Here is a 17,243-nt window from a genome sequence, read left to right as displayed (position 1 = left end):
CGTGGCGGACGTGTGGGACGCCGGCAACGCCTACGAGGGGTACATGGGCCGCTGGAGTCGCCCGGTCGCCGTGCAGTTCGTCCGCTGGCTGGGCGCGGCCCCGGGCCTGACCTGGCTGGACGTGGGGTGCGGCACCGGCGCGCTCACCGCTGCCATCGCGGCCACCGAACCGACCTGCGTCACCGGCGTCGACTCCTCCCCGGCACTCGTCAGCGCCGCCCGCTCCCCCGGAACCGATCCCCGGGTCCGCTTCGCCGTGGCGGACGCCGCTGCCCTGCCGCTCGAGGACGGCAGCGTGGACCGGTGCGTGAGCGGGCTGGTGCTCAACTTCCTGCCCGATCCGGCCGCCGCCGTGGCGGAGATGACGCGGGTAACCCGGCCCGGCGGATGGGTGGCCGCGTACGTGTGGGACTACGCCGGCGGCATGGAGCTCCTGCGGGAGTTCTGGGCCGCGGCGGTCGCCGTCGACCCGGACGCCGACCGCGTCGACGAACGCCGCCGCTTCCCGCTCTGCGCCCCTCGTCCGCTGGCCGCGCTCTTCCGGTCCGCCGGGCTGGGTGACGTCGCGACCAGCGCGATCATCGTCTCCCGGCGCTTCGCCCGCTTCCAGGAGCTGTGGACGCCGTTCCTCGGCGGCCAGGGCCCGGCACCGGGCTACGTCGGCTCGCTCGGGCCGCGGCAGCGCACCACGCTCGCCCGGGCGTTCCGCGGTCGGCTGCCCGTCTCGGCCGACGGCGCCATCAGCCTGGCGGCGCGCGCCTGGGCCGTCCGGGGTCGCCGGCCCGGGGCTTGACCTCAACCGCGCTTTACCTTGTCCAATCGCCACCATGCGCGCGATACGCCTTCACGAGTTCGGTCCGCCCACCAACCTGGTCCTCGACGAGGTGCCCGACCTGACGCCCGCCGCGGGCCAGGCGCGGGTGGTGGTCGAGGCCAGCGGGGTGCACCTCCTGGACACCAGCCTGCGCCGCGGCGAGCCCGGGCCGATGCCCGCCCCCGAGCTGCCCACCATTCCCGGCCGCGAGGTGGCCGGCGTCGTCGACCGGGTCGGCCCCGGGGTCGGCGACTCCTGGCTGGGCCGCCGGGTCGTCGCCCATCTCGGCATGGTCCCGGGCGGGTACGCCGAGCAGGCGGTCACCGCCGTCGGGTCCCTGCTTCCGGTGCCGGACCACGTGCCGTTCCCCGCTGCGGTCGCCGCGGTCGGCACCGGCCGCACCGCCCAGGGCGTCCTCGAGCTCGAGCCGCCCACGCCCGACGACGTCGTGCTGGTCCCCTCCGCGGCCGGCGGGCTCGGCTGGCTGCTGGTCCAGGGCGCGCAGGCGGCGGGCGCGACCGTGGTCGCCGCGGCCGGCGGCCCGGACCGGGTGGCCGCGCTGACCCCGCTGGGCGCCGACCTCGTCGCCGACTACACCGAGCCCGGCTGGGCGGAGGCGGTCCGGGCGGGCACCGGCGGCGTGACGCTGGTGTACGACGGCGTCGGCGGCGACGTGGGCCGGCGTGCCCTGGAGCTCCTGCGCCCGGGCGGCCGCCTGGTGACGTTCGGCTACTCCGCCGGGGCGCCCACCCGCTTCGACACTTCCGACGTCGTCTCGCGCTCGATCAGCGTCGGCTGGAGCCTCGGGCCGCGGATGCAGGCGCTGCCCGGCGGGATCCGGGGGCTCGCCGCCCGCGCGCTGGACCGGGTCGGCGCCGGCGCGTGGCGCCCGCTCGTCACGACCTATCCCTTGGCCGAGGCCGCCTGCGCGCACGCGGACCTCGAGGCGCGCCGGGCGCTGGGCAAGGTCGTCCTGGTCCGCCAGCAGGCCGGGCAATCCCGGCGGGCGCTCGGGGGCCGGCCGCTAGGCTCGGCCGGGTGACCGAAACCCGCCAGCCCACCACCACCGTTCGCCGGCCCACGCCCACGGACGCCCTCGCGGACGCCTACGTCGAGCGCAGCGTCGCCCTCGACCCGCTCGAGGCCACCAACCTCGGCCTGCCCGGCCACGACACCGAGATGCCGGACCTCTCCCCCGCCGGCACCGCCGCCCGCGCCGACCTCGCCCGGGCCACGCTCGCCGAGCTCGCACGGCTCACCCCGGCCGACGAGATCGACCGCGTCACCCACGCCGCGATGGGCGAGCGCCTCGGCCTCGCCGTCGAGCTGGCCGACGCCGGCGAGCTGACCCGCGAGCTCAACGTCATCGCCTCGCCCGTCCAGGCCGTCCGGGACGTCTTCGACCTCATGCCGACGGCGACCACCGCCGACTGGGAGACCATCGCCCAGCGTCTCGGCGCCGTCCCCGCCGCCCTCGCCGGCTACGCGGAGTCGCTGCGCACCGCCCGGGACCGCGGCCAGGTCGCCGCCATCCGGCAGGTCGAGGCCTGCATCAAGCAGGCGGACGAGCTCGCCGAGGGCACGACCTCCTTCTTCACCACCTTCACCCGCACCGCCCTGCCCGACGACGCCGCGCCCTCCGGTCCCCTGGCCGCCGCGCTCGACGACGGCGCCCGCGCCGCCCGCCAGGCCTACGCCGAGCTCGCTGCGGTGCTGCGCGAGGAGATCGCCCCCGCCGCCCCGCAGGCGGACGCCGTCGGCCGCGAGCGCTACGCGCTGTGGTCGCGGTACTTCCTCGGCGCCGTCGTCGACCTGGACGAGACGTACGCGTGGGGGCTGGACGAGCTGGCCCGCGTGGTCGCCGAGCAGCAGGCCGTCGCCGACCAGCTCTATGGCCCCGGCACCGACATCCGCGAGGCCATGGACCGCCTCGACCGCGACCCCGCCCGGATGCTCAAGGGCACCGCGGCCCTCCGGGAGTGGATGCAGGCCACCTCCGACGCCGCCGTCGCCGCCCTGGCGGGCACCCAGTTCGACATCCCCGACCCGGTGCGGCGCCTGGAGTGCCGCATCGCCCCGACGCAGTCCGGCGGGATCTACTACACCGGCCCCTCCGCGGACTTCTCCCGCCCGGGCCGCATGTGGTGGTCCGTGCCGCCGGGCGTCACCGACTTCGCCACCTGGCGCGAGAAGACCACCGTCTACCACGAGGGCGTGCCGGGCCATCACCTGCAGATCGGGCAGACCGTCTACCGCGCCGACCTGCTGAACATGTGGCGCCGGATGGCCTCGTGGGTCAGCGGGCACGGCGAGGGCTGGGCCCTGTACGCCGAGCGGCTCATGGCCGACCTCGGCTTCCTCGACGACCCCGGCGACCGCATGGGCATGCTCGACGGGCAGCGTCTGCGCGCCGCCCGCGTGGTCCTCGACATCGGCGTCCACCTGGGCAAGCCCGCCCCCGAGCAGTGGGGCGGGGGCACCTGGGACGCCGCCAAAGCCTGGCCGTTCCTCACCGCCAACGCCAACATGGCCGAGGGCTTCCTGGCCTTCGAGCTCGACCGCTACCTCGGCTGGCCCGGCCAGGCGCCGAGCTACAAGATCGGCCAGCGGCTGTGGGAGGAGATCCGCGACGACGCCCGCGCCGCCGCCGAGCGCGACGGCGCAGTCTTCGACCTCAAGGCGTTCCACCGCCGCGCGCTCGACGTCGGCTCGGTGGGCCTGGACGTGCTGCGCGAGGCGTTGGTCTGAATCACGGGCGGCCGGCGCGATCCCGGGCTGGGCCGGCCGGGGCGATCCCGGCTGGACGACGCATCCCGATCCTGGGCTGGGCGGCCCGCCCCCGATCCTGGGGCGGTCCGCGCAGGCGGCGATTAGATTGCGATCATGTCGCAGGAGCGCACCCCTGACGAGGCCGCCGACGGCGTCACGCGGCGCCGGTCCGGGCGTCACCGGGCGCCGGGGCCAGCTCCCGGCCCCGCCGAGGAGACCCGTCCCGCGGCTGAGGAGGCTCGCCCGGCGCCCGCCACCCCGCCCGGCGGCACCCAGCGAGGGGCGACCACCCCGCCCGGGGGCACCCGCCGCGCGCCGGTCCGCCCGTCCGGGGTGCAGCCGCCGGGCTCGGCCCCCTCGGGACCGACGCCCGGGTTCGGTGTCCCGGTGACGCCGGCGACGAGCCCGGCGCCGACCGCGCCGTCCGGCGCCGCGACGACGCCGCCGGCCTCCACCGCACCGACGCCCCAGCCCGCTCCGACCACCCCGCCCGACACCGGCGGTGCGGCACCGACCGAGCCGCTCACCAAGCGCCCGGCCCAGCGCTCCGGCCCGCCGCCGCGTCCGCCGCTCTCGGCGGAGACCCCCGCCCCGGTGCGCCGACGGATCCCGCCGCCGCGCTCGATCCTCACCAGCCGCACCCTGTGGCTGCTGAGCTTCGTCGCCGGCCTGGTGGCGGTCGGCTTCGCCTGGGTGGACCGGACCGCCGGTCAGCAGCGGCTGACCGAGCTGGTGACCGAGCTCGACCCCACCCGGGACCCGGCCTCCCTCGAGTCGCTCGGGCGGCTGATCTTCTGGGGCTCCCTCGCGGCGGTGCTGCTGGTCATCGTCGTCGAGGCGCTGCTGCTGCGGACGATGATGGGCCGGCGCGCGTGGGCGCGCATCGCCCTGCTGGTCGTGCTCGTCGTCCACGCCGCCGTCATGGTCCTCGCCGACGCCTACCTCGCCGCGCCCGGAACGGCCGGTGCCGGGGTGCGCTGGCCGCTGGTCGCCCAGCTGCTGCTGGCCGCGGCGGCCTGGATCGTCAGCCTCGCGCCCTCGGCGACGCGCTGGTTCCGCGCGGAGCCGGCGTCCCGGGCGTGACCGGCCCCGCTGCCGTGTCCGCCGTCCGCGCGCCAGCGGGACGCCCCCTCCCCGCGGGCTCCGCCCGCAGCACCAGCCGCTGACGCTCCACCCCGCCGGCCGCGGCCACCAGACCCTCGCAGCTGCGCGCCACCACCTCACACACCGCGGCCGTTGCCCGGTCCGTCAGCGGGCTGGCAGCCAACGTCCGCCAGCGGCGCAGGGCGGCGAGCGCGTGCTCGCGCACGTCCGCCGGCGCGGCGTCGTCGGCAAGCCCCAGCCGGCGCGCGGCGCCGACCCCCGCCCCGCCCACCAGGCGCTCGGCCTCCGCCCCGAGCGCGGCCGGCACCGGCAGCCCGGACGTGCGGGCGGCCGCGAGCAGCCGCAGCTCGCGGAACTCGTGCGCCCCGGCCTGCACCCGCTCGACCTCGGCGGCGAGCCGTTCGGCGCCCGCCCGGGGCCGCTCGCGCAGCAGCGCCTCCAGGCCCACCAGCGTCGTCCGCGCCTTGAGCTGGGCCGCGCGGGCCTGGAACTGCCCGTCGAGCAGGCGCTGCAGCTCCCCGAGCCCGCTGCGGCGGGCCAGGTCGCGGGCGAGCTCGGTGGGGTCGTCGATGCCGCTGCGGATCAGCACCATGGCCAGGCGCAGCCCGAACATCCCGAAGCGCTCGAGCAGCGCCGCGCGCACCTCCGGGTCCACCGGGGCGCCGGCGGCGTGGGCGAACCGGTCGGCCGACAGGAGCAGCCGCTCGCGCTCCTCCCGCGGCAGGCCCGCGAGGGCGCGCAGCGCGCTGAACTCGGCCTGGCGCAGGGTCCGGGCGCTCTGGGCGAGCAGCCCCGCGACGGGCACCACCGCCAGCGCGAGCCGCCGCAGCACCGGGTCCTCCCGGTAGCGGGCGGCGACGTCCCAGGCGGAGACCATCGTGTCGAGCCGCCCGGCGCCCACCTCGTCCGCCCGGGAGAGCACCGCCAGGGCGTTGACCGTGCCCGAGCGGCCCGCCGCAGCGTCCCGGAAGGACTCGAGGAAGTGGATGTCCGAGCCGTGCAGGTGCCGCAGGAGGTAGACGACGGCGTCGGCCTCCGACGGCGCGTCGTCGGGGGTGAGGAACGCCGTCGCCCGGGCCGAGACGTCGGTCGAGAGCGAGGCGATGCCCGGGGTGTCGATGAGGGTCAGCTCGCGCAGGCTCGTCGTCGGCCAGTCCACGACGAGCCGGGCCACCGCCTCCGCCGGGAGGCCGCCGAGGTCCAGCCGGAGGCGCCCGTCCACCCGGCGCACCGGGAGCTGGCGCGGCTCGCCGGCGACGGGGTGCAGCGTGACCCGCGGGACGGGCCCGTGGCGGTACCACGTCACCACGCGCGTGCACTCGCCGGTGTCGGTGGGGGCGAGCTCCTCCCCGAGGACGGCGTTGAGAAGGGTGGACTTGCCCGCCTTGACCATGCCGGCGACGGCGACCCGCAACGGTCCGTCGAGCCGCTCGGTGTAGCCGCGCAGCAACGCGGCGGCCTCCGGGTCCTCGCCGTAGACCTCGAGGGCGTCGCGCAGCAGGCGGCGGACGGCGTCGTCCGTGCTCACGGCACCACCGCACCAGCGTCCGATGGTGCATCGCCCGCCGGCGCCGCCTCCCGGCCCAGCGTCTCGGCGCGCCGGCGCAGCCCCTCCACCCGCGCCAGCTCCGCCTGCCGCTTCTTCATCCGCTGCTCGCGCTCGGCGGTGAAGACCGTGGCGGCACGCTGGGCCACGAGCACCGAGTCGGTCAGGGAGCGGTGGTGCTCCTCGGCGATCTCGGTGAAGTGGTCGCGAATGGCCCGCTGGACCACCCGCAGCCGGTCCCGCAGCTGCTTGCCGACCTGGAAGGTCACGTCGTCGATCTGGCGGCGCACGATGCTCTTGGCCTCGGCCTGGCGCCGCTTCAGCCGGTTCTCCCTGTCGTCGCGGTAGACCTTCCCGCCCAGCAGCACCCCGGCGCCCACCGAGATGGGGTTGATCAGGGACAGCCCGGCGATCCCGGTGAGCAGGCCGAACATCAGCACCCCGCCGTAGGAGCCGCGCATGCCGATGAGGATCTTCTGCACCGCCGAGACGTGCCCGGGGTCGAGGTCGGGCACGGGGGCGACGGGCTCGAGGACGTCGTCGGTGTCCTCGACCTGCAGCCGCGGCAGGTTCACGTCGTCCTCCGCGAACAGGCCGCCGACCTGCTCGGCGAGCCACTGCGACCGCTCGGCGGTCCACACGAACGTCTCGGACACCGCCGAGGCCACCCGCTGGTCGAGCCAGTCGGCGAACTGGTCCCACACCGGCCCGGGGTCGCCGGCGTCGATGGCCTGCTCGGCCTCACGCTGAACGGCGCGCAGCCGGTCGCGCAGGTCGTAGTCCATGTCGGCGATGAGGTCGGCCATGCCGTCGTTGAGCGTCACCTGCCAGCGGGCCGAACGCTTGCGCTGCTCGTCGGCGCGGTCCTTGGCCACCTCGAGCTCGGCGAGCAGCTGCGGGGTGCGCTCGGGGTCCTGCAGGGCGGAGAGCTCGGCGCTCAGCGCCAGGCGCAGGTGCTCGGCGGTGGAGGCCAGGTCGTGCGCCACCGAGCGGCGCTGGAGCCGTTCGGCCTGGCCGACGATCTCCCGGCGCAGGTAGGCCACCAGCGCGGGGAAGCCCGACTCGGCGTTGAGCTCCTGGTCGCCGAGCTGGCCGGCGTGCAGCCGCAGCACCGAGGAGATCGGGAAGAGCGGGATGTCGGCCGCAACCCGGGCGAGGTGGCCGCGGTCGAGGTCCGCCACGCGCCGCCACTGCGGGTACAGGTCCGTCTTCGACAGCACCGCGGCGACGTTGGGGCACACCCGCATCGCCTGGCGCAGGAAATGCATCTCCGGCTCGGTGTACTCCTGGGAGGCGTCGGAGACGACCAGCACGGCGTCCGCCGCGGGCAGCGCGGTCAGGGTGGTCAGGGCGTGGGCCGAGTCCAGGCCGCCCACCCCCGGGGAGTCGACGAGGGCCAGCCCGCCGGCCAGCACCGCCCGCGGCAGCGTGACCTCGGCCCCGACCAGCCGCTTGGTGTTGCCCGGGTTGCCGGCCTCGGTGACGAACCGGGGCAGGTCCTCCAGCGGCACCGGCCGCCGCTCGGCGGCGGCGTCCTCTCCCCCGCCGGCGAGCAGCACCGCCGCGGTGGGCTGCTCGCCGTGCCGGACCACGGTGGGCACCGCCGTCGCGACGTCGTCGTCCACCGGGCACGCCGGCGCGCCGACGAGGGCGTTGATGAGCATGCTCTTGCCCTGCTTGAACTCGCCGACGACGAAGACGCGGATCGTCGGGTCGAGCAGCCGGCGCCGGGTCTGCTCCAGGCGGCGGCGTAGGTCCGCGCGTTCCCCGTCGCGCACCAGCGCGATCGACTGATCGACCAGCGTGACCAGATCTGCCACGGTCCCTCCCTCGGGCGTGAGGACCTATCGCACCACAGGGCCGATGCGCGGGGGCCGGAATCCCTCGCGAGGTGGCCCGGTGAGCGGTGGTCAGCCGGGAACGTCGCCCAGTCCGTCCGGGCCGAGGTCGTCGACGACGGTGTCCGGGCCGAGGTCGTGTCCGGCGACGTCGTCCGAGACGTGGCCGTCGAGGGAGTCGGGCATGTCGACCTCGTCCGGGAGGTCGGTGGTGCCCGCCTCGTTGGCCCTGATCGTCGCGGAGCCGTCATGGGTGGAGCTGTCCCAGGCGTCCCCGTCGGCGTCCTTGAGGTCCGCGCCGTCGTCCGGGGTGAAGGAGTCCTCGAGGTCGACATCGACGTCGGTCGCCTGGTCGGTGAACGCGTCCGTCAGGTCGAGGTCCGGAGAGTGGGTGGAGCCGGCGGTGAACGAGTCCTCCGTGAGGTCCGCCGAGTGGTCCGAGGCGTCGGTGGGGTGGTCGGCGTAGAACGAGTCCTCGAGGTCGAGGTCGGTGGTGCCGACCTCGGGGTCGTGAGCCCCGACGGTCGTCGCGCTGTCGGCGGAGCCGTGCGCGTCCACGTCACCTGGGGCGACGGCGCCGTCGCCCGAGGCGGCGAGCGCGTCGTCGTCGAACCACTGCAGGACGCCGCCGTCGGCCCAGACGTTGTGGTGTACCGCCTGGTCCGTGACGGTGTCCCCGTCGTCCACGGTGGCGGCGTGTGCGTAGCTGTTGACGAGGTGCGTCAGCTGCTGGACGGCGTAGTCGTGTTCGTCGTCGCGGCCGTGGGCCCAGTCGCCGCGGTCGTGGTCCTGGCCGCCGCCGTCGCGCCGACCCTCGCGGCCGGCCCCGGCCCGGCTGCCGCCGGCGTCGGGGCCGCGGTCGAACGAGGTGTCGACCCGGATCGGCGCGTAGTCCAGCACCACCGGCAGCACCGCGTCGACGTCGTCGGGCTGGACGTCGTCCAGTCCCGCCCGGTGCAGCTCGCCGTCGGGGTCCTCCCGGAACTTCTCCGCCGCGTCCGGGTCCCTGAGCAGGTGCATCAGGAATCCCAGCAACGCGTTGGCGATCGTGGTCATCGGGCCTCCTCGTCGTCATGGCCCCGGGCGACGGCGCGCTGCCTCGAACGTAGGGCGCGCCCGGCCGGGTGGCATCGGGGCCCTGCCCGTGCCTGTGCCGGCCCTCGTTAGGGGGTGGGGGGACCCCCGGGCTAGGGGTCGGGCGGCATCGCCCGGTAGCCACCCGAACCGGCCGGACCAGTGGCCGGCCCAGGGGGGCGGGCCGGCCACCGGCGCGAGGTCAGGCCGCGCCGTCGACGTCCAGGTCGTTGTCGGAGAAGTTGTCCGAGAAGTTGTCGTCGAAGGAGTCGTACGCGACGACGTTGTCCGAGACGTCGGTGTTTCCGACGTCGGAGACCGTCGTGGAGTGGTCCGAGGCGTCGACGTCGATGTCGGCGTCCTTGGCGTCGACGACGTCGTTGTCCTGGGTGAAGGAGTCCGTGATGTCGATGTCGGAGTGGGTGGACTGGTCGTTGAACGAGTCGGAGACGTCGAGGTCCAGGTCGGTGGAGTGGTCGGAGTTGTCGTTGTAGGAGTCCCGGGTCACGTCGACCGAGTGGTCCGAGTTGTCGGTGGAGTGGTCGTCGTTGAAGGAGTCGCGGACGTCGATGTCGGTGTTACCCACCTCGACGGTGGAGTCGTGGGCCTCGACGTTGGTGGAGTTGTCGGTGGACCTGTCGACGTGCGCGTCGCCGCCGGCCGCGACGGCGTCGTCGCCCGAGGCGATGATCGCGTCGTTGTCGAACCACTGCTTGACGTCGCCGTCGGCCCAGATGTTCTGGTGGATTGACTGGTCGGTGATGGTGTCCCGGTCGTCGATGTTCTTGGTGTACTCGAAGTTGTTGACGATGTGGGTCAGCTGGGTCACGGCGTGGTCGTGGTCGTGGTCACGGTCGTGGTCGCGCCCGTGGTCACGGTCATGGTCGCGCCCGTGGTCACGGTCATCGTCCCGGTCACGGTGGTGGCCGTGGTCGCGCTCGCCGCGCGCGGAGGCCTCCGCCCGGGCATAGGCCTCCGCGCGGGCCGACGCCTCGGCACGCGCCGACGCCTCGGTGCTGACCTCTCGCCGGACGGCGTGCTCGAGCACGACCGGCGCGACGGCCGCGACCTCGGCGCTGCAGACGTTGGCGAGGCCAGAGCTCGCGAGGTAGCCCTCGGGGTCGGCGTTGAACTCGGCCGCAGCCTGCGGGTCGCGCATGAGGTGCAGGAGGAACTCGAGCAGCTGGCTGGCGATGGTGGCCATCGGTGATCTCCTCGTCCGTGAAGCGTCAGGGGCCGAGCGGGTCCCGCCCGACTGGGCCGAACGTAGGACCGGACAGGTGTCGACCACATCGGGGCTCCCGCCCCTGCTTCGCGGGCCGGGCATGGGGCCTCCGCCCGGGCCCACGCGTTCCGGCGTCCGGGCGCACCAGGGGCCGCCACCCGGGGGTGAGGGGGCCGGGTGATCGGACGGGTGAATCCGGACCGCCGGGCTACGCGCCCCACTCCTCGCCAAGGGCGATGCGCAGCCGCGCGAGCAGCTCCGAGCGCGAGGCCGCACCCAGCCGGCGCCGGATGCGCGCCACGTGATGCTCCACGGTGCGTGGCGAGATGTAGATCGTGTCGCCGATCTCGCGGTAGGTCTTCCCCGCGAGCACGAGCCCGGCGATCTCCCGCTCGCGGGGGCTGAGGCCGCTGTCGTCGGCGAGCGGGCGACCCGCCGCGAGGGCCGCCTCCTGCGGGAGGCCCGGCGTCGTGCCGGGGTGGAGGTCCCGGGCGCGCGCGAGCAGCCGGGCCATGTCCTTGCGCTCCTCCGTGCGGGCGGCGGCGTGGCCCGCCAGGCGGGAGCCGTCCCAGGTCAGGCCGACGGAGGCGAGCCCGCGGGCGGCGTTCTCGACCACCGCCACGTCGACGTTCCCGGCGAGCACCGACACCCACGCCCGGCCGGCGGCGGCGAGGACCGCCGCGTAGTGGCTCTTCCCGGCCGCGCGCACCAGCGCCGCCGCGTGCGGACCGAGGTCGGCGGGCCGCTCGGCGAGGATGGCGGCGTGCACGTGGGCCCAGTGCAACGGCACCGCCCACAGCGGCGGGTCGCCCAGCCGGCTCAGCAGCGCCCACGCCTCCGCGACGTGGCCCTCGACGCGGGGGGCGTCCCGCAGCCGTGCCGCGGCGATGAGCAGCTCGCCGAGCGGGAGCAGGGTGAACAGGTCGACCGGGAAGTGCAGGATCGTCTCCCGGGCCCGGCCCCACGCCTGCACCAGCGCCGGCGCGTCGTCGGTCCGCCGGGCGAGCCCGACCTCGAGCGCCCGCAGGAAGAGCTCCTCGCGCGGCGCGAGGGCGTTCCCGGCGCCCGCCGCCTCGCCCACGGCGGCCTGGGCGCGGTCGGGGCGGTCGCGCAGCATCGCCGTCCACGCCCGGAGCAGCAGCAGGCCCGGGCGGGTGGCCGCGCTGCCCTGCCCGCCGGCCAGCGCGCCCTCGATGACCGACTCCGCCACGGACAGCTCCCCGACGTGCAGGGCGGCCAGCGCCGCCAGCTCCGCCGGGCCGATCGGCAGGGGGATGGCGCAGCCGCTGGCCGTGAGCATGTCCGAGGCGCGCACGAGCGAGGCCATCGCCGCGGTGGCGGAGCCGTCCAGGGTCTCCCCCAGCCCCTCGGACATCAGCGCCGGCACCGACGCCAGCACCGTGGGCGGTGCGGCCGCCGGACTGGCGCCCAGCATCTCCTCGGCCCCCTCGCGGTCCCCCGCCCCGAGCAGCGCCACGACCGCCAGCGGCGCGGACGCCCCCGCCCGGGCGGCCCCGAGCCAGCGGTACACCTGGGCGCTGCGGGCCAGCATGCCCCGCCGGGACCAGACCTCGGCGGCGACGTCGACGGCGCGGCCCAGGTCGGGCGGGTCCGGCCGGGTGAGCAGGTCGTCGACCATGCGGCCGGCCTCGTCGAGGTCGCCGGACAGCGCCGCCGCCTGGGCCCGCCGGGCCGCGAGCGCGCCGACGTCCGCCCCGGCGGCCACGGCCTGGGTGTACAGCGCCCGGGCGGCGGCGGGGTCCCGCGCCAGCGCGGCGTCGGCCTGGCTGGTAAGCGCGGCGGCCACGCGCGGATCGGCCAGGCCGGTCCGGGCGAGCTGGCGGGCGACGTCGTCCAGGGGTCGCCCGGCGGCGTCCACCGCCGCGAGCAGGGCGCGCTGCCGCGCGCGGACCCGGTGCGCGGGCGTCGCCACGACCAGCGCCTCGCCCACGAGCGGGACGATCGCCCCGCTGGCGGTGAGGAGCCCGGCGGCCTCGCCGTGGGCGACGAGGTCCTCCACGCCGTCCGGATCTTGCTCGAGGGCCGGGGGCGGGGTGTCGCCGGCGAGGTCGAAGCCGACGGCGAGGTCGAGCAGCAGCTTCCGCAGCCGGTCGTCGAGGTGCTCGAGCTCCCGGCCGAGCTGGGCGAGCACCCCGGCCGGCGCCACCTGGACGCCGTCGCGGGGCCAGGTGGCCACGACGCGATGGACGAGCCACGGCATGCCGGCGGTCAGGCGGGTCAGCGCGTCCACGACCGTGCCGGGGACCGGCTGCCCGCGCCGGTGGGCCGCGACGATGGCGACGTCCTCGCGGCCCATCGGGCCGAGCGCGACGGGCGGGCGGTGCAGGTCGAGGGTGGCGAGCAGGGCCCGCAGGGCCCGGCTGCGGGGCCAGGGCCGGTGGGCGACGACGAGGTGGCTCTCCCCCTTCTCGGCCAGCTCGCGCAGCCGCCCCACGGTGACGTCGTCGAGGTCGTGGGCGTCGTCGACGAGGACGGCGGTGTACGCCGCGTCGCCGCCGGGCACGTCGGGCGCGGGGGCCTGCCGGGTCTCGAAGCCGGCCGCCCGGTAGACGCCGGCGAGCTCGCCGAGCAGGACCGACTTGCCGGTGCCGGCCGGCCCGGTGACCCCCACAAGCAGGCGGCGCTGCGGGTCGGCGGCGACCTCGTCGAGCAGGACGGCCCCGGGACCGCGCAGGCTGCGCACCGGGACGGGGGTCGTCGTGCGGGCGTCCACGCTCACCCTCCCGTCCCTCCGGTGCCGGGAGCGCCGGCCGGGTTCTCGACGAGCTGGGCCTCCCCCGGCACGACCGTCGGGCTCCCCGCCGGGCTCGCCGGGTCGCTGGGAGCCGGTGAGGTCGAGGGGTCCTCCTGCCCGATGGCACCACCGGTGGGCGGCTCGGTGGCCGGAGACGGGGACGGGGTCGGCGAGGGCGACGGGGTCACCGGGGTCGGGCTGCCGGACGGCGACGGTGCGCGCGTCTCCGGGGCGGTGGGCGTGCCCGTCCCGCTCGGGCGGGACGTCGAGGGGCCCGCGGCGGGGGTCCCGATGCTTGGCTGCGCCGCCGTCGACGACGGCGCCCCGGTGGTCGGCGTGGGCGTCGCCTCCGGGGTGGCGCCGGGCGTCGTGCGCCGCGCCGACGACCGGGGCTCGGCGGAGGTCTGGCTGGCCGTCCCGTCCCCGGGCGTCGTCCCCTCCCGGGTGCCGACCGCGGACCCCCCGTCGGTGCCGCCTCCCGTAGGCGTGCCCGCCTGGGCCTCGGTCAACGCCGGGGCGAGCAGGTGGTTCACGACCTGCGGGGTCTGCCCCGCGACGGCGGTGAGCATCGTGATGCCGACCACGCCCGCGAGCGCGGCGGCCACCTTCACGCCGCGCCGGGTGCCGACCCGCCACGGGCCGCCGGCGACCGCGGCCACCGGGGCGGGGGGCCGGGGGGCGACGGCGGCGTCGGCGGCGGTCCGGGCGGCGCGCGGGGCGCCGGCGACCATGGCCGGCTCATCGTCGGGCACCGCGGCGCCATCGGACACCGGGGCGCCGTCGTCGACGACCACGGTGGTGCCCTCCGCCGCACCGGGGACGGCCGCGGCCAGGGCGGCCCCGAGGCAGATGCTGGCCTTGGGGTCGGCGTCGACGGCGACGGGCCGTCCCAGCTCGGCCGAGACGAGCTCGGCGACGAGCGGCACGCGGGAGGAGCCACCGACGAGCAACACGGCGGAGAGCTCGTCGGGCGCGACCTCGGCGAGGTCCAGGGCGTGCCGCAGGGTCGCGACGGTCTCGCGCACGTGGCTCTCGATGAGCTCTTCGAACTCGGCGCGGACGAGCCGGACCTGGGTGTGCACCCCGGGCAGCAGGACCGGGACGGTGGTCTCGGAGTCCCCCGAGAGCGCCTCCTTGGCCTCGGTGCACTCCCGGCGCAACCGCGAGAAGGCCAGCAGGACGTCCGCGTCGGTGGTGTCCGGCCCGGCGAGGTCGCCGCCGAGGCTGGTGGTGACGTGGCGGAAGACGGCCTCGTCGAAGTCGGCCCCGCCGAGTCGTTCGAGGCCCTCCGGCGTGCCGAGGACGTCGAAGGTGTCCGCGGCGACCTTGCGCAGGACGGCGACGTCGAACGTCCCGCCGCCGAGGTCGTAGACCGCGATCGTGCTGCCGACGTCGACCCGCTCGGAGGCGGCGTAGTGCAGCGCGGCGGCCTCCGGCTCGCTGATGAGGGCGGCGTCGCCGAGTCCGACGCCCGCGAGCGCCTCGCGGACCAGGCCGATCTTGTACCCGCCCCACCCGGCCGGGTGGGCGACGACGACCCGCTCGGGCCCCTCCCCCTCCTGCTCCGCCGCGCGGTCCACGACCCAGCGGGCGAGGGTGGCGAAGACGTCCTGGGGCGCGACCAGCAGGTCGCCGGCGACCACCGGGACGGGATCGCCCACCCGGCGCTTGAACTCGCGCACGACACGGTGCGGCTCCGCGAGGGCCCGGCGCTCGGCGGTCTCGCCGACCAGGACCAGGCCGTCCTCGCCGAGGTAGATCACCGACGGCGCGGCGGCGGAGCGCGTACCCAGGTGCAGCGGCTGCGGCGCCTGGTGGCGGGCACCGACGAGCCGGGTGATGGCGGCTGCGACAAAGCTGGTGCCGATGTCGATGCCGACCGCGTACGTCATGAACCCCCCTAGCCGCTTCACGGCGAGCCCCCGACGGCCCCGGCGATCCACGATGAGGCCGGGGCCGACGGTGACTCGCACCACAGGCTAACCCGACAGGTGTCGTCCTTCCAGGGGGCGAGGCGCCACCCCGGCGCGCCAGCCTCAGCGACAGAGATATCGGGAAAGTGGCTCTTTGATTTCTGCGCAGGTCGCCCCATGTCACACCGGTGTCACACCCCGGTCACGAAGCGATCACGGCGGACGAATTTTCAGGTGATGATCACCCCCGGGCGCGTCCCCTACCCTGGCCGGCGTGACCTCACTCCTCCTCGCCTCCGCCTCCCCCGCCCGACTGAGCACCCTGCGCGCGGCGGGCATCGACCCGCTGGTGGAGGTCTCGGGCGTCGACGAGGACGCCCTGCTGGCCGACGCCGCGGACGCGGCCGCCCGCGCGGGTACCCGACCGGTCCCGGCCGCCGAGCAGGTGCTCCTGCTGGCCCGGGCCAAGGCGCGCGACGTCCACGGCCGCTCCCGGGCCGCCGACCTCGTGCTCGGGTGCGACTCCATGCTCGAGCTCGACGGCGCGGTGCTGGGCAAGCCGGCCGACGCCGCGGACGCCGTCGCCCGCTGGCAGCGCATGCGCGGGCGCAGCGGGGTGCTGCACACCGGCCACTGGCTCATCGCCGGGCCGACCGAGGTGGGGGCGACGTCCTCCACCGTGGTGCGCTTCGCCGAGCTCACCGACGCCGAGATCGCCGCCTACGTCGCCACCGGGGAGCCGCTCGCGGTGGCCGGCGCGTTCACCGTCGACGGCCTCGGCGGCCCGTTCGTCACCGCGATCGAGGGCGACTACCACGGGGTGGTGGGGCTCAGCCTGCCCCTGCTGCGCGACCTGCTGCGGGACGTCGGCGTGGCCATCACCGACCTGTGGGCCCGGTCCGCGGACGCGCCGCCGGCCCGATAGGCCGAAGCCCGGGTGAGGCCGGGAGGGTCGGGCGTGGCCGCCGCCTGCCCGTGAGGTCGAAGCCACGCGGGCGCGGTCTCGCCGCGGACGGAATCGCCCGGCGCCGCCGCCCGCGGTTACCGTCGCTGGCACAGGGCGCGCGAGCCCCGCGGCCGGTGCCGCGGGAGCCACGCCGTCGACGAGCCGCCGGTCCGACGCATCGGCGACCCAGGGAACGGAGACGTGACACACATGGCAGCACGGCTGAGGATCGGGATCGCCGGGTACGGGAACCTCGGGCGCGGGGTCGTGGCCGCCGTCGACCGGTGCGCCGACATGGAGCTGGTGGGCATCTTCACCCGCCGCGACCCCGCCCAGGTCACCCCGCCGCGGGCCGACGTGCCGGTGCTGCCCTGGGACCAGCTGCTCGAGCACCGCGAGGACATCGACGTCCTCGTCCTGTGCGGCGGGTCGAAGGAGGACCTGCCCGAGCACGGCCCGGCCCTGGCCGCCCACTTCACGACCGTGGACAGCTTCGACACCCACGCGAAGATCCCCGCGTACTACGGCGCGGTCGACGACGCCGCCCGCGCGGGCGGCCACACCGCGATCATCTCGGTCGGCTGGGACCCGGGCATGTTCTCCCTCAACCGGCTCCTGGGCGAGGCCCTGCTGCCCGACGGGGAGACGTACACCTTCTGGGGCAAGGGCCTGAGCCAGGGCCACTCCGACGCCGTGCGGCGCGTGGCCGGCGTGGCCGGGGGCGTGCAGTACACCGTGCCGTCGGAGGAGGCGATCGACGCGGTGCGCAGCGGCCGGCGTCCGGAGCTGACCACCCGGCAGAAGCACCGGCGCGAGTGCTACGTCGTCCTCGAGGAGGGGGCGGACGCTGCCGCGGTGGAGCGGGCCATCGTCACGATGCCCGACTACTTCGCCGACTACGACACCACCGTGAGCTTCATCAGCGCCGAGGAGCTGGCTCGCGACCACGCCGCGATGCCGCACGGCGGGTTCGTCATCCGCAGCGGCAGCACCGGGGCGGGCAGCTCCCAGGTGGTGGAGTACCGCCTCGAGCTCGGCAGCAACCCCGAGTTCACCGCCAGCGTGCTGGTCGCGTACGCCCGGGCCGCCGCCCGCCTCCACGCCGCCGGGCAGGTCGGCGCCAAGACGGTGTTCGACGTCCCGCCCGGGCTGCTGTCGCCCAAGCCCGCCGACCAGCTGCGGGCCGAGCTGCTGTAGGCGCGGCCTCCCCGGCGCCGCAGCCACCCTGTCAGGTTGGTCACAGCGACTGACAGCTTGGT

12 protein-coding genes are annotated in these 17,243 nt (G+C 76.3%); 6 read left to right on the top strand and 6 right to left on the bottom strand.

Going from position 1 to position 17,243, the window contains the following annotated elements:
• Position 1: 1 nt before the first annotated feature.
• From GD880_RS06620 to GD880_RS06605, 4 genes are all read left to right on the top strand, one after another.
• A complete protein-coding gene (locus tag GD880_RS06620; protein WP_226909431.1) occupies positions 2-793 on the top strand; it encodes a class I SAM-dependent methyltransferase in 792 nt (263 codons plus the stop codon).
• Positions 794-827: 34 nt separating this feature from the next.
• The gene (locus GD880_RS06615) at positions 828-1,856 is read left to right on the top strand and encodes a zinc-binding dehydrogenase (RefSeq protein WP_152230828.1); all 1,029 of its coding nucleotides are present in this window, start codon (positions 828-830) and stop codon (positions 1,854-1,856) included.
• Positions 1,853-3,562, top strand: a complete 1,710-nt coding sequence (locus GD880_RS06610) for a DUF885 domain-containing protein (RefSeq protein ID WP_152230827.1) — start codon at positions 1,853-1,855, stop codon at positions 3,560-3,562. The genes GD880_RS06615 and GD880_RS06610 overlap by 4 nt, the downstream gene beginning before the upstream one ends.
• Before the next feature lie 135 nt (positions 3,563-3,697).
• Positions 3,698-4,666, top strand: coding sequence for a hypothetical protein (locus tag GD880_RS06605; protein WP_152230826.1), 969 nt, complete (start codon positions 3,698-3,700; stop codon positions 4,664-4,666).
• Here the strand turns inward: GD880_RS06605 and GD880_RS06600 are convergent.
• From GD880_RS06600 to GD880_RS06575, 6 genes are all read right to left on the bottom strand, one after another.
• A complete protein-coding gene (locus tag GD880_RS06600; protein WP_152230825.1) occupies positions 4,608-6,215 on the bottom strand; it encodes a dynamin family protein in 1,608 nt (535 codons plus the stop codon). The genes GD880_RS06605 and GD880_RS06600 overlap by 59 nt on opposite strands.
• Positions 6,212-8,053, bottom strand: coding sequence for a dynamin family protein (locus GD880_RS06595; protein WP_152230824.1), 1,842 nt, complete (start codon positions 8,051-8,053; stop codon positions 6,212-6,214). The genes GD880_RS06600 and GD880_RS06595 overlap by 4 nt, the downstream gene beginning before the upstream one ends.
• 90 nt (positions 8,054-8,143) lie before the next feature.
• Positions 8,144-9,127 carry an IniB N-terminal domain-containing protein gene (locus tag GD880_RS20285; protein WP_193314391.1) on the bottom strand — a complete coding sequence of 328 codons (984 nt, stop codon included), beginning with the start codon at positions 9,125-9,127 and terminating at the stop codon, positions 8,144-8,146.
• Between the two features lie 220 nt (positions 9,128-9,347).
• Positions 9,348-10,349 carry an IniB N-terminal domain-containing protein gene (locus GD880_RS06585; protein ID WP_152230823.1) on the bottom strand — a complete coding sequence of 334 codons (1,002 nt, stop codon included), beginning with the start codon at positions 10,347-10,349 and terminating at the stop codon, positions 9,348-9,350.
• Between the two features lie 229 nt (positions 10,350-10,578).
• A complete protein-coding gene (locus GD880_RS06580) occupies positions 10,579-13,110 on the bottom strand; it encodes a helix-turn-helix transcriptional regulator (protein ID WP_152230822.1) in 2,532 nt (843 codons plus the stop codon).
• Positions 13,107-15,017, bottom strand: a complete 1,911-nt coding sequence (locus GD880_RS06575) for an Hsp70 family protein (RefSeq protein ID WP_152230821.1) — start codon at positions 15,015-15,017, stop codon at positions 13,107-13,109. The genes GD880_RS06580 and GD880_RS06575 overlap by 4 nt, the downstream gene beginning before the upstream one ends.
• A 295-nt stretch (positions 15,018-15,312) precedes the next feature.
• On the opposite strand from GD880_RS06575, the gene GD880_RS06570 reads away from it, so the two are divergent.
• Positions 15,313-15,963 carry a Maf family protein gene (locus GD880_RS06570; protein WP_152230820.1) on the top strand — a complete coding sequence of 217 codons (651 nt, stop codon included), beginning with the start codon at positions 15,313-15,315 and terminating at the stop codon, positions 15,961-15,963.
• Between the two features lie 231 nt (positions 15,964-16,194).
• Entirely contained in the window at positions 16,195-17,181 is a 987-nt protein-coding gene (locus tag GD880_RS06565) for a diaminopimelate dehydrogenase (protein ID WP_152230819.1), read from the top strand.
• Positions 17,182-17,243 lie beyond the last annotated feature (62 nt).

The sequence above is a fragment of the Georgenia ruanii genome (genome assembly GCF_009193175.1).
Lineage (GTDB): Bacteria > Actinomycetota > Actinomycetes > Actinomycetales > Actinomycetaceae > Georgenia > Georgenia ruanii.
This window is presented reverse-complemented; position numbering and strand designations above follow the sequence as displayed.

Coding starts and splice junctions, on each gene's coding strand:
- GD880_RS06615 (WP_152230828.1), top strand. CDS start 828: ATGCGCGCGATACGCCTTCACGAGTTCGGTCCGCCCACCAACCTGGTC.
- GD880_RS06575 (WP_152230821.1), bottom strand. CDS start 15,017: ATGACGTACGCGGTCGGCATCGACATCGGCACCAGCTTTGTCGCAGCC.
- GD880_RS06565 (WP_152230819.1), top strand. CDS start 16,195: ATGGCAGCACGGCTGAGGATCGGGATCGCCGGGTACGGGAACCTCGGG.
- GD880_RS06605 (WP_152230826.1), top strand. CDS start 3,698: ATGTCGCAGGAGCGCACCCCTGACGAGGCCGCCGACGGCGTCACGCGG.
- GD880_RS20285 (WP_193314391.1), bottom strand. CDS start 9,127: ATGACCACGATCGCCAACGCGTTGCTGGGATTCCTGATGCACCTGCTC.
- GD880_RS06585 (WP_152230823.1), bottom strand. CDS start 10,349: ATGGCCACCATCGCCAGCCAGCTGCTCGAGTTCCTCCTGCACCTCATG.